The organism is Leifsonia sp. Leaf264, from assembly GCF_001422325.1.
Taxonomy (GTDB): domain Bacteria; phylum Actinomycetota; class Actinomycetes; order Actinomycetales; family Microbacteriaceae; genus Orlajensenia.
This window is the reverse complement of the sequence record NZ_LMMR01000009.1, coordinates 1-12,190: the sequence shown is the minus strand read 5'-3', so window position 1 is coordinate 12,190 and position 12,190 is coordinate 1. Positions and strand designations below refer to the sequence as shown.

At 68.8% G+C, this 12,190-nt stretch carries 11 protein-coding genes; 8 read left to right on the top strand and 3 right to left on the bottom strand.

The window, feature by feature from the left end; translation table 11 throughout:
* The first annotated feature begins 328 nt into the window (after nt 1-328).
* The 7 genes from argC to ASF30_RS20490 are packed head-to-tail and all read left to right on the top strand — an operon-like array spanning nt 329 to nt 7,612.
* A complete protein-coding gene (gene argC, locus ASF30_RS20520; protein ID WP_055911161.1) occupies nt 329-1,372 on the top strand; it encodes an N-acetyl-gamma-glutamyl-phosphate reductase in 1,044 nt (347 codons plus the stop codon).
* Entirely contained in the window at nt 1,369-2,520 is a 1,152-nt protein-coding gene (gene argJ, locus ASF30_RS20515; protein ID WP_055911159.1) for a bifunctional glutamate N-acetyltransferase/amino-acid acetyltransferase ArgJ, read from the top strand. Before argC ends, argJ begins: the two co-directional genes overlap by 4 nt.
* Nucleotides 2,521-2,529: 9 nt before the next feature.
* Nucleotides 2,530-3,438 carry an acetylglutamate kinase gene (gene argB / locus ASF30_RS20510; protein WP_055911157.1) on the top strand — a complete coding sequence of 303 codons (909 nt, stop codon included), beginning with the start codon at nt 2,530-2,532 and terminating at the stop codon, nt 3,436-3,438.
* A gap of 29 nt (nt 3,439-3,467) precedes the next feature.
* Nucleotides 3,468-4,637, top strand: a complete 1,170-nt coding sequence (locus ASF30_RS20505; RefSeq protein ID WP_442914991.1) for an acetylornithine transaminase — start codon at nt 3,468-3,470, stop codon at nt 4,635-4,637.
* Nucleotides 4,634-5,566 (top strand): ornithine carbamoyltransferase, encoded by a 933-nt coding sequence (gene argF / locus ASF30_RS20500; protein WP_055911153.1) that lies wholly within the window; start codon nt 4,634-4,636, stop codon nt 5,564-5,566. Before ASF30_RS20505 ends, argF begins: the two co-directional genes overlap by 4 nt.
* Complete coding sequence (argH, locus tag ASF30_RS20495) at nt 5,566-6,999, top strand: argininosuccinate lyase (RefSeq protein WP_055911151.1); 1,434 nt, start codon at nt 5,566-5,568, stop codon at nt 6,997-6,999. The genes argF and argH overlap by 1 nt, the downstream gene beginning before the upstream one ends.
* Before the next feature lie 7 nt (nt 7,000-7,006).
* Complete coding sequence (locus tag ASF30_RS20490; protein ID WP_055911149.1) at nt 7,007-7,612, top strand: DNA-3-methyladenine glycosylase; 606 nt, start codon at nt 7,007-7,009, stop codon at nt 7,610-7,612.
* A 17-nt stretch (nt 7,613-7,629) separates the two neighbouring features.
* On the opposite strand, the gene ASF30_RS20485 is transcribed toward ASF30_RS20490, so the two are convergent.
* A complete protein-coding gene (locus ASF30_RS20485; protein ID WP_055911147.1) occupies nt 7,630-8,202 on the bottom strand; it encodes a hypothetical protein in 573 nt (190 codons plus the stop codon).
* On the bottom strand, nt 8,199-8,834 hold the full coding sequence (locus ASF30_RS20480) for a SatD family protein (protein WP_055911352.1): 636 nt from the start codon (nt 8,832-8,834) through the stop codon (nt 8,199-8,201). Before ASF30_RS20480 ends, ASF30_RS20485 begins: the two co-directional genes overlap by 4 nt.
* 122 nt (nt 8,835-8,956) lie before the next feature.
* On the opposite strand from ASF30_RS20480, the gene tyrS reads away from it, so the two are divergent.
* Entirely contained in the window at nt 8,957-10,258 is a 1,302-nt protein-coding gene (gene tyrS, locus ASF30_RS20475) for a tyrosine--tRNA ligase (protein ID WP_055911145.1), read from the top strand.
* A 43-nt stretch (nt 10,259-10,301) separates the two neighbouring features.
* Here the strand turns inward: tyrS and ASF30_RS20470 are convergent, their stop codons facing one another.
* Entirely contained in the window at nt 10,302-11,585 is a 1,284-nt protein-coding gene (locus ASF30_RS20470) for a CoA transferase (RefSeq protein WP_055911143.1), read from the bottom strand.
* Nucleotides 11,586-12,190: the final 605 nt, after the last annotated feature.

The following is a 12,190-nucleotide window of genomic DNA, read 5'->3' as shown; positions in this document are numbered from 1 at the left end:
CTGCACCGCGCCCCCGAAGCATCGGTGGCGTGGCGCAGATTCGACAGCGCAGCCGGTTCGGATGCGGCCCCATGGAGCCGCAGTTCATCCGCAGTGAGCGCGCATCACGCCAGATTCTTGCGTCATTTGCACGATTGTGTCACCGCCCGGTAGGGTCGCTGCATGTCCACCGCACAGCCCACCGTCTCGCGCATCGCGCGCGTGGGTTCCGTGCTGCTCCGACGCCGGGTCGAGCGCCGACTCTAGGCGACCTCGCAACGACGGTGAAGCCGTTCGTCGTGAGCGTCGCCGCATCAGCCTCGACTGCTCTCGACCCTAAGGTGGAATCATGACGTTCTCGGTCGCCGTCTCCGGCGCATCCGGCTATGCAGGCGGCGAACTGCTCCGCCTCCTCGCCTCGCATCCCGATCTCGAGGTGCGCACTGTCACCGCGCACCAGAACGCCGGGCAGAAGCTCATCGCGGCGCAGCCCCATCTGCGCAGCTACGGCGACCTCGTGCTGCAGCCGACGACTCCCGAAGTGCTCGCCGGCCATGACGTCGTCTTCCTCGCGCTTCCGCACGGCAAGTCGGGGGAGGTGACCGAGCACCTCGCGCCCGAGACTCTCGTCATCGACTGCGGCGCAGACCACAGGCTCGAGAGCGAGACCGACTGGGCCGCGTTCTACGGCGGAGAGCACTACGGGGCATGGACCTACGGCGTTCCCGAACTCCCGCGCACGACCGGCGATCAGCGCGCCGACCTCGCCGCATCCCGCCGTATCGCAGCCCCGGGCTGCAACGCCAGCACCGTCGCACTCTCGCTCGCGCCCGGCATCCTGGCCGGCGTCATCGAGGAGCGCGACCTCGTCTCCGTCCTCGCGGTCGGGCCGTCGGGTGCCGGCAAGAGCCTCAAGGTCAACCTCCTCGCGAGCGAGATCCTCGGCTCGGCCAGCCCCTATGCCGTCGGTGGGAGCCATCGCCACATCCCCGAGATCCAGCAGGCTCTGCGGGCGGCCGGCGCCACGTCCCCCACCATCTCCTTCACGCCGATGCTGGTGCCGATGTCGCGCGGGATCCTCGCCGTGTCGACAGCGCGCATCGTTCCCGGCACGGATGCCGCGAGCATCCGTCGCGCCTGGGAGACCGCGTACGACGGCGAGCGGTTCGTGCAGCTGCTGCCCGAGGGAGATCAGCCGCGCACGGCCGATGTCCAGGGAGCGAACACGGCTCTGATCGGGCTCTCCATCGACGAGGCCGCCGGTCGTGTCGTGGTGACGGCCGCGGTCGACAATCTCGTCAAGGGCACAGCCGGTGCCGCCATCCAGTCGGCGAACATCGCCCTCGGCCTGCCGGAGACGACAGGTCTCCCCGTGAACGGAGTAGCACCGTGACAGTCACAGCCCCCCTCGGCTTCGAGGCATCCGGAATCTCAGCGGGGATCAAGAGCTCCGGCGCCCCCGACCTCGCCCTCATCGTCAATCGCGGCCCGTCGCAGCAGGCGGCTGTCGTGTTCACGAGCAACCGTGCCAAGGCGAACCCCATCCTCTGGTCGCAGCAGGTCATCGTCGACGGCGTCGCCAGCGCGATCGTGCTGAACTCCGGCGGGGCCAATTGCTTCACCGGCCCGCAGGGCTTCCAGGTCACGCATCGCACGGCCGAGGCCGCGGCCGAGGCGCTCGACGTCTCCGCCGGTGACGTGCTCGTCTGCTCCACCGGCCTGATCGGCGATCAGCTCGACGCCGAACTGCTGGCAGCCGGAGTCGCGACCGCCGCAGCCGCGCTGAGTGCCGACGGGGGAGCCGACGCCGCCAGGGCGATCATGACCACGGACTCCAAGCCGAAGACCACCGTCGTGCAGCGTGACGGCTGGAGCCTCGGCGGCATCGCCAAGGGGGCCGGCATGCTGGCACCGGGCCTCGCCACCATGCTCGTCGTCATCACGACGGATGCCCTCCTCACGGCATCCGCCCTCGATGCGTCGCTCCGCTCGGCCACCCGCGTGACCTTCGATCGGCTCGATTCCGACGGCTGCATGTCGACCAACGACCAGGTGTCGCTGCTCGCCTCCGGCGCCTCCGGGATCACGCCGGAGATCGAGGACTTCACGGCGGCCCTCACCGAGGTCTGCCGCGACCTCGCGCTGCAGCTGCAGTCCGACGCCGAGGGTGCCAGCCACGACATCGCCATCGAGGTCGTCCGGGCGGCGAGCGAGCTCGAGGCCGTCGAGGTCGGCCGCTCCGTCGCCCGCAACAACCTCTTCAAGGCCGCGATCTTCGGCAACGATCCGAACTGGGGCCGCGTACTGGCCGCCATCGGAACCACCAGCGCGACGTTCGATCCCTACAACGTCGACGTCTCGATGAACGGCGTGCGCGTCTGCTCCGAAGGTCGCCCCGACCGCCCCCGCGACGAGGTCGACCTCTCGCCGCGCGCCGTGCACGTGCTCATCGACCTGCAGGTCGGCGAGGCGCAGGCCACCATCTGGACCAACGACCTCACGCACGACTACGTGCACGAGAACAGCGCGTACGCGAGTTAGGAGGCACCGATGACCCTCGAAGACACGATCCCCGATGCCGCCGCAGCCACGGCTGCCTCCAAGGCGCAGATCCTCATCGACTCGCTGCCCTGGCTGAAGCGCTTCCACGACCAGATCATCGTCGTGAAGTTCGGCGGCAACGCCATGGTCAGCCCCGAGCTGCAGCGTGCATTCGCCGAGGACATGGTCTACCTCCGCTATGCCGGCATCCGCCCCGTCATCGTGCACGGCGGTGGTCCGCAGATCTCGTCGATGCTCGACAGGCTCGGCATCGCCAGCGAGTTCCGAGGCGGCTACAGGGTGACGACCCCCGAGACCATGGACGTCGTGCGTATGGTGCTCTCCGGCCAGGTGAACCGCGAGCTGGTGAGTTCGATCAACGGACACGGTCCCCTCGCGGCCGGACTCTCCGGAGAGGACGCCGGACTGTTCAAGGGGCGCCGGCGTGGAGCCGTCGTCGACGGCGAGGAGATCGACCTCGGGCTCGTCGGCGACGTCATCGAGGTCGACCCCGCCGCGGTCCTCGCTCAGTTGGATGCCGGCCGCATTCCCGTCGTCTCCTCGATCGCGCCGGATGTCGACACTCCGGGGCAGTCGCTCAACGTCAACGCCGACTCGGCGGCGGCTTCGCTCGCCATCGCACTGGGGGCCGCGAAACTGGTCATCCTCACCGACGTCGCCGGGCTCTACCGCGACTGGCCCGATCGCGAATCGCTCGTCTCGGTCATAGACGCCCCCGAACTGCGCGAACTGCTCCCCACGCTGGAGTCGGGCATGATCCCCAAGATGGCCGCCTGCCTCGACGCCGTCGACGGCGGCGTCGCGAAGGCCGCCATCATCGACGGTCGCGAGCCGCACGCGATCCTGCTCGAGATCTTCACGCAGAGCGGCATCGGAACGGAGGTGGTGCCCGCATGAACGCCTGGCATGATCGTTTCCACCAGTCGATGATGGGCAGCATGGCGACCCCGCTGGGGATGCTCGACCGCGGCGAGGGCTGCTGGGTCTGGGACATGGACGGGATGAGCTATCTCGACTTCCTCGCCGGAATCGCTGTCAACTCGCTCGGCCACGCGCATCCGGTGTTCGTCGAGGCTGTCTCGGCGCAGGCGGCACGCCTCGCCCACGTCTCGAACTACTTCGCCACCGAGCCGCAGGTCGCCCTCGCCGAACGCCTCAAGCGGCTCACCGGCGCAGGGGAGAGGGGCCGTGTCTACTTCGGCAACTCCGGCGCCGAGGCGAACGAGGCCGCCTTCAAGCTCGCGCGCCTGCAGTCCACGGGGGAGCGCACCCGCATCATCACCCTCGTCGACTCGTTCCACGGGCGCACCATGGGCGGCCTCGCCCTCAGTGGCAAGCCGTCGATGCGCGCGGACTTCGAGCCGGTACCCGGCGGCGTCGAGCACATCGAGCCGACCCTCGACGCGCTGGAGCGAGCCATCGACGGCACCGTCGCCGCGCTGTTCGTCGAGCCGATCCTCGGAGAGGCCGGGGTGCGCCCGCTGCCCGACGGCTTCCTCGAGCGCGCCCGCGAGCTCACCACCCAGCACGGTGCGCTGCTCATCATCGACGAGATCCAGACCGGTGCCGGGCGCACGGGTCGCTGGTTCGGCTTCCAGCACGCCGGGATCGTTCCGGATGCCGTCACGCTGGCCAAGGGCATCGGCGGAGGCTTCCCCATCGGCGCCCTCGTGACCTATGGGGCGGCATCCGAGCTCTTCGGTCCGGGCCAGCACGGCAGCACCTTCGGCGGCAACCCGCTCGCAACGGCAACGGCCAACGCCGTCCTGCAGGAGATCGAGTCGGCCGGCCTCGTGGCGAACGCCGAACTCCGGGGGCAGCAGCTGCGCGCGGCCATCACCGGAATCGACTCTCCCCTCGTCACCGGGGTGAGGGGAGCGGGTCTGCTGCTCGGCATCTCCCTCTCCGAGCCAGTCGCCTCCGAGGTCGTCGCAGCGGCCCTGCGCGAAGGCCTCATCATCAACGCCCCGAATCCCGTGAGCATCCGCATCGCCCCGCCTCTCATCATCGGCGACACCGAGATCGCGGAGTTCACAGCCCGTTTCACCCGCGCTCTCGAGAGCGTCCGCCCCGTCACCGCGAAAGAGACCACATGACCCGCCACTTCCTCCGCGACGACGACATCACGCCGGCCGAGCAGGCCGCCATCCTCGACCTGGCCGTCGAGCTGAAGCGCGACCGCTACGCCGTGAAGCCGCTCGCCGGACCGCAGACCGTCGCAGTCATCTTCGACAAGTCGTCGACGCGCACCAGGGTCTCCTTCGCCGTCGGAATCGCTGACCTCGGCGGCTCGCCGCTCATCATCTCCACCGCCAACAGCCAGCTGGGCGGCAAGGAGACCCCGAGCGACACCGCCCGCGTTCTCGAGCGCATGGTCTCCGCCATCGTGTGGCGCACCTACGGCCAGGCCGGTCTCGAGGAGATGGCCGAGGGAACGACAGTTCCGGTCGTCAATGCCCTCTCCGACGACTTCCACCCGTGCCAGCTGCTCGCCGACCTGCTCACCCTGCGCGAGCACAAGGGAGAGCTCGCGGGTCTCAGCCTCACCTTCCTGGGCGACGGCGCCAGCAACATGGCGCAGTCCTACCTGCTCGCCGGCGCCACGGCCGGGATGCACGTCAAGGTGGCGTCGCCTGCCGGGTTCGAGCCGTCCGATCAGGTCGTGGCCGATGCGCGCGCCATTGCAGCGACAACGGGCGGGTCCGTCACGGTGGGGGCGGATGCCGCCGCACTGGTCGATGGCGTCGACGTCGTGGTCACGGACACCTGGGTGTCGATGGGCAAGGAGGACGAGAAGGCCGCGCGCGTCGCCGCCTTCGGCGCCTACAGCGTCGACGCGGATCTCATGAAGCGGGCTGCAGCGGATGCCGTGTTCCTGCACTGCCTTCCCGCCGACCGCGGTTTCGAGGTCGCCGCCGATGTCATCGACGGGCCGCAGTCGATCATCTGGGACGAGGCCGAGAACCGCCTGCACGCCCAGAAGGCCCTGCTGGTCTGGCTGCTCGAGCAGAACGGAGCGAACTGATGGCCGAGAAGCACGGGACGAACGAGGGATCGCTCTGGGGAGCGCGCTTCGCGTCCGGACCGTCTCCCGAACTCCAGCTGCTCAGCCGGTCCACGCACTTCGACTGGCGCCTGGCCGGGTACGACATCGCCGGATCCCGAGCTCACGCGCGGGCGCTCGCCGCCGCCGGCTACCTGAGCGACGACGAGCTGTCGGCCATGCTCGCGGGCCTGGACACCCTGCTCTCCCGCATCGAGAGCGGCGAGCTCATCGCAGCGCCGAGCGACGAAGACGTGCACGGCGCCCTCGAGGGCGCACTCATCACCGTCGTCGGGCCGGAACTGGGCGGAAAGCTGCGTGCCGGCCGCAGCCGCAACGACCAGATCGCCACCCTCGTACGCCTCTACCTGCGCGACCACGCCGCACGCATCGCCGAGCTGCTCATCGACCTGATCGACGCTCTCGCCGCCCAGGCCAGCGCCCACGACGGTGCGATCATGCCCGGACGCACGCACCTGCAGCACGCCCAGCCCGTGCTCCTCGCGCACCACCTCTTGGCGCACTGCTGGCCGTTCGTCCGCGACCTGGACCGCCTCGCCGATTGGGGACGCCGAGCGGATGCCTCTCCCTACGGCTCCGGCGCGCTCGCCGGGAACACTCTCGGCCTGGATGCCGCCCTCGTGGCCCGCGAGCTCGGCTTCTCCAGCGTCGTCGAGAACTCCATCGACGGGACGGCGAGCCGCGACCTCGTCGCCGAGTTCGCCTTCATCACGGCGCAGATCGGCGTCGACCTCTCCCGCATCGCGGAGGAGATCATCCTCTGGAACACGCGCGAGTTCGGTTTCGTCACGCTCGACGACGGCTACTCCACGGGGTCGTCGATCATGCCGCAGAAGAAGAACCCCGACATCGCCGAGCTGGCGAGGGGGAAGGCCGGTCGCCTCATCGGCAACCTCACCGGTCTCCTCACCACCCTCAAGGGCCTGCCGCTCGCCTACAATCGCGACCTCCAGGAGGACAAGGAGCCGGTGTTCGACTCGGTCGACACGCTGGAGGTGCTCCTGCCGGCGTTCACCGGAATGGTCGCCACCCTGCGCTTCCACACCGATCGCATGGCCGAGCTCGCACCGCAGGGATTCTCGCTGGCCACGGACATCGCGGAATGGCTGGTCAAGCAGCATGTCCCGTTCCGTGATGCGCACGAGTTCTCCGGTTCCGTCGTCGCCTACGCCGAAGCGAACGACCTCGACCTCCACGAGGTCCCGGATGACGTCCTCGCCGGCATCTCCCCACACCTCACCCCTGCCGTACGCGAGGTGCTCACGGTGTCGGGATCTGTCGCCAGCCGTACTGGTCTGGGAGGCACGGCTCCCGAGCGTGTCGCCGAGCAGCTCGCCGCCCTCACCGCGCGGGTGCGCGTGCTCGCCGAGGGCCTGACGCCGACGCGAGCCTGATCCGGCCATGCTCGACCGCTCAGCCCTGTCGCACGATGCCGTCGAGCTCGCGCCTCGGCTGCTGGGCGCAGTCCTCAGCCACCGCACGCCGGAGGGCGTTGTCGCTGTCCGCCTCACCGAGGTCGAGGCGTATCGCGGCACCGGAGAGGACCCGGGCTCGCATGCTCATCGGGGCATGACCCCGCGCACTGTCGCGATGTTCGGGGAGGCCGGCCACCTCTACGCCTACTTCACCTACGGGATGCACACCTGTGTCAACATCGTGTGCTCGGCACCGGGTACGGCATCCGCCCTGCTCCTTCGCGCCGGCGAGGTCATCGACGGCGTCGACCTCGCGCGACGGCGCCGCCCCTCGGCGACCTCCGATCGCGATCTGGCGCGCGGTCCGGCTCGACTCGCGAACGCCCTCGGAATCAGCCTCGACGAGAACGGCGCCGACCTCTTCGCGGGCCCCTTCTCCCTGATGGAGGCGGATGCAGCAGCCGACGTCGCGAGCGGCCCCCGCGTCGGCGTCTCAGGCGCCGGCGGAGGAGCAGCGTTCCCTTGGCGGTTCTGGATCCCCGGCGACCCGACGGTCTCGGTCTATCGTCGGCACGCGCGCTCGCACGACTGAGCGAATGGCCGTCGGCCTCAGTTCAGGGCGAGGTGCACGACGGCCCCGCACAGGCAGGCCCAGATGAGACTGGCCATGGTGCCGATGATGAACCGCTCGCGAGCCTCGGACGATTCGAGTTCGGTGAACCTGCCGACACCCTTGACGGCCACCACGATCGCCAGTCCTTCGGGGAATCCGGCGATGATCGTCGCCACTGTGGCGAAGCGCTCCAGGACGCCGATGGTCTGGCCGCCTCGCAGGATCTCGCGGCCTGTCGGCTCGCCATCGGAGCGGATGCCCTCGACGAGGATGCCTCCGTGCACGCCGTTGCGCACGCTGCCCTTCGTCGCGAGGTCGAGCGCGAACACCGCGGCCGGTCCGCCGCCGAACACCGCGAGCGTGACGGCCCCGACCACCACGACGATCGTGAGCAGCGGCTCGACCTGGCCGATCGCCAGCCAGGCGAGCACGAATGCCGCGCCGAGGGAGCCTGCTGCAGCCCAGGTCATCGTCCGATCCGGTCGCAGGAAGGCGATGACGGCGAAGGTGGCTCCGGCACCCAGCACGAGGACGAGCAGCAGCCAGACGATGATGGTGACAGCGATCATTCGGTGGTGTCCGTTCCATTCCGCGTCGGTGGCGACGCCTCTGCATCGAGTTCGGCCAGGAGGACGCCGAGGGATTCTCGAGCGTCTTCCTCGACCCGCCAGAGCGCAGCCCGCAGGCGTTGGCTCACGGCGGCGGCCGATATCCCGAGTATGCCAGCCGCTTCCTTCTGGGAGTGCCCGGCGCGCATCAGGTCGGCGACCTCCCACCCCTGTTCGGAGCGGCGGGAGCGGATGAGCAGGAGCATGCTCATGAGGGGCTCGACGATGTCGGCGCGCTCCGGGGCGTCAGGTGCGCGCAGCGCGAACCGCGAGTCCGAGCGTTTGGCGGCGTCGACGGCTTCCCTGGCGCCGATGAAGGCCGGGCCTGTCGCCTTCCGCGCCGCATCGGGCAGGGGTGCGCGTACGTCTCCCACGCCCAGGCCGATGCTCCAGTGCCCGCTGCGGGCGAGGGCCACCACCATCGCGAGGGCCGACGCCGCCGTGGGGGTGAGGATCTGGATCTCATCGCCGGCCGTCTGGTCGATCGGGAGGGCGAGGTCCTCGCCATAGGCGGACTCGAGCGCGGCGAGTGCGGCATCCGCTCGGTCGACGTCGTGCCGGGAATCGACCTGATCTGCCGTGATGACGAACATGAACACCTCCCAGTGAAGGTTGCAAGCTTACTCCAAATGATTGAAGTTCTGAAGCTTCATTTCGGCGACATTAGGCGAGAGGCTTCATTCCGCCGCCCACCCCCGCTGGTAACCTTGCAGGCGTGTCCGACCCAGCCATCCTCGCCGAGCAGGCCAATGACCCGAGCTTCTCCGACATCTGGGAGGAGCTCGTCTGGCGCGGCCTCGTGCACGTCTCGACCGATGCGAGCGAGCTCCAGGAGCTTCTGGCGGGCGACCCCATCACCTTCTACTGCGGCTTCGACCCGACAGCTCCGAGCCTGCACCTCGGCAACCTGGTGCAGCTGCTCGTCATGCGCCGACTCCAACTCGCCGGCCACAGGCCGCTCGGCCTCGTCGGCGGGTCGACGGGCCTGATCGGTGATCCCCGGCCCACCGCGGAGCGCACCCTGAACACCCGCGAGACCGTGTCCGAGTGGGTGGGGTACCTGCAGGGGCAGGTCTCCAGATTCCTCAGCGCCGAGGGCGACAACGGCATGCGCCTGGTCAACAACCTCGACTGGACGGCGCCGCTGTCGGCGATCGACTTCCTCCGCGAGATCGGCAAGCACTACCGCGTCGGAACGATGATCAAGAAGGACGCCGTCGCCGCCAGGCTCAACTCGGACGCCGGCATCAGCTACACCGAGTTCAGCTACCAGATACTGCAGGGCTACGACTACCTCGAACTCTTCCGTCAGTACGGATGCGTCCTCCAGACCGGCGGCAGCGACCAGTGGGGCAACCTCACCAGCGGCACCGACCTCATCCACCGGGCCGAGGGAGTGAGCGTTCACGCCATCGGGACGCCGCTCATCACGAACAGCGACGGCACCAAGTTCGGCAAGAGCGAGGGCAACGCCATCTGGCTGGATTCGGCCCTGGTCAGCCCGTACGCCTTCTACCAGTTCTGGCTGAACACCGACGACGCCGACGTGATCAGTCGCCTGAAGGTGTTCACCTTCCTCGACCGGAGCGAGATCGAGCGGCTCGAGGCGCTCGTCGCCAGTGAGCCGTTCCGTCGTGAGTCGCAGCGTACCCTCGCGCGGGAGGTCACGAGCCTGGTTCACGGAGCGGATGCCACAGACAAGGCGATCGCGGCCGCCGACGCTCTCTTCGGTCAGGGCGACATCGCCGCCCTCGACTCCGAGACGCTCGAGAGCGCGCTGCGCGAATTGCCGAACACCACGACGTCACCGACGGCCACGGTGGTGCAGCTCCTGCTCGACACCGGCCTGAGCGGAAGCATCAGCGAGGCTCGGCGGGCCATCGCCCAGGGCGGGGTCTCCATCAACGGTGTCAAGGTCACCGACGACGCGGCGACGATCGCGGACTCCACGCTGCCGTCGGGCATGGCTGTTCTCCGTCGAGGGAAGAAGACCCTGGCCGGCGTCTTCGTCCTGTGACTCCTGCTCGCTGAGGGCCGTCGAAGCCTGCGCCCGACGAACGTCAGCGGGCGAGCCACCCCGCGGAATCGGTTCCCCACGGATGCGGCCCGGCAGTGAACCACTCGGGCGAGCCGTCGAAGTGCGGCGCGGGCCCGACCGATCGCACCAGCCCCGCCGACGTCGCGAACTCCTGCGTCTGGTCGCCGAGCCCGAGGTCGGACTCGGCTCCGGCATCATCGGGCAGGGTCAGCAGCTCCGCCGCGACCCTGGCGAGCGATACCGACACGAGATGGCTTCCGCCCTCGGCCCGCTGGCGTCGCACCCGCGACATGATCCCGGCGGCGAGCAGGTAGCCGGCCGAATGGTCCAGGGCCTGCGCCGGCAGCGCGCCGGGAGCGGTGCCGTCAGCCGACTCGATCCATGAGATTCCGGATGCGGCCTGCACGATGCTGTCGAAGCCCCGGCGCCCGGCATCCGCCCCGTCGAAGCCCCAGGCCGACAGCCGCCCGATCACGATTCCGGGATGTCGCGCGGCGATGGCGGCGGGGGCGAGGCCCAGCCGTTGCAGAGCCTCGGGCCTGTAACCGAGTACCACCACGTCGGCCTCGGCGAGCAGGTCATCGAAAGCGTGCCGATCGTCGAGCTCCTGGAGGTCGAGCAATGCGCTCCGTTTGCCGGCGCCGGTATCGAGGTGCTGCCACCCGATCTCCGGAAGGCCGGGGGAGTCGATCCGAAGCACATCGGCCCCGAACAAGGCGAGGGTGCGCGTCGCCACTGGTCCCGCGATCACGCGGGTGAGGTCGAGCACGCGGATGCCGCTGAGCGGCGAACCGCCACCGCGCCAGGAGCGAGCCGGCGCGCGGCCCACGCTGACGGCCTCGAGCAGGAGACGAGTGGCAGCGCGCTCGGCCGCTTCGGCCCGTCGCCCGACGGGGACGGCGATTCCACCGGCAGCGCTGATCAGGTCGGCGATCTCCGCGGAGCCCGAGCGCGACACCCGCTCCCGCATGGCAGCGGCGTCGGCGTCGGGATCGAGGCCGAGCGCTGTGCGGAGTCGCTCGGCGTGATGCGGGTAGTTGCCGTGGGTGCGCACCCAGCCGTCGGTCGCCTTCCAGAACCCGGACAACGGCGCCCAGGCGTCGGGTGTCTCGCCATCGACCGCGAACCATCGCTCGCTCGAGTAGGCGGCGGCGATGCGACGCGGGTCGGAGCCGACGGTGGGGAGCGAGCCCGTCCTCGCGAGCACGAGCGCGGCCGCCTCGAGGGCGGCCGCGTCGACGCTGTCCTGTGCGAGGGAGCCGATCGGCAGACGGGAAGCCAGCGGAACGGCGTTCTCAGGATCCACGACGGCCGCTGCGAGCGACGCATCGTCGCCCAGATCCGCGAGAATCCGGGGGAGTAGCGGGCGTACCCGAGAGGGACTCATATCGTCAGTATCCGTCAAGCTGGGAGCGACACGCCCGGCGTGCACGGCCGATTTGCGAGGTCTCCTGCGGCCACGTAAATTCTTACTCATCACCCCAAAGGTGCGGCAGAGCGGATCAGCTCGCCGGCCTCAAGTGGGGATCGAATCTTAGCCATAAGGTCCGCAACCTCGAGTTGCGAAACACGGCTTTCAAGCCTAAGATTGCAAGTCCCGGTCGCGAAGCTCACAAGCTTCGAAACGCGAGAACAACCGCGTCTCAGTTCATCTGAGAATCAGTGGTCATGACCGCGTGAAGATCGTGTAAGATAGAGAAGTTGCCTTCGAGTTGATCGCCTTTTTGGGGTGTGAAGCGGGGAGCATCCGATCCTTGAGAACTCAACAGCGTGCACAATGTCAAATGCCAAAACCTCGTGCAGTTTGATCCGTTTCTAGCGGTGATGATTGTGGGAGATTCCTTTGGAAAACATTTATAACAACAAAGCAAGTCAGTAATGATTTGTTCTGAGCACCGCTTCGGACACGTC

Bases quoted from the DNA above. Each gene is read 5' to 3' on its own strand.
- ASF30_RS20490 (WP_055911149.1), top strand. From the start codon at position 7,007: ATGCTCGACCGCTCAGCCCTGTCGCACGATGCCGTCGAGCTCGCGCCT.
- ASF30_RS20505 (WP_442914991.1), top strand. From the start codon at position 3,468: ATGATGGGCAGCATGGCGACCCCGCTGGGGATGCTCGACCGCGGCGAG.
- argB (WP_055911157.1), top strand. From the start codon at position 2,530: ATGACCCTCGAAGACACGATCCCCGATGCCGCCGCAGCCACGGCTGCC.
- argF (WP_055911153.1), top strand. From the start codon at position 4,634: ATGACCCGCCACTTCCTCCGCGACGACGACATCACGCCGGCCGAGCAG.
- ASF30_RS20485 (WP_055911147.1), bottom strand. From the start codon at position 8,202: ATGATCGCTGTCACCATCATCGTCTGGCTGCTGCTCGTCCTCGTGCTG.
- argC (WP_055911161.1), top strand. From the start codon at position 329: ATGACGTTCTCGGTCGCCGTCTCCGGCGCATCCGGCTATGCAGGCGGC.
- argH (WP_055911151.1), top strand. From the start codon at position 5,566: ATGGCCGAGAAGCACGGGACGAACGAGGGATCGCTCTGGGGAGCGCGC.
- ASF30_RS20480 (WP_055911352.1), bottom strand. From the start codon at position 8,834: ATGTTCGTCATCACGGCAGATCAGGTCGATTCCCGGCACGACGTCGAC.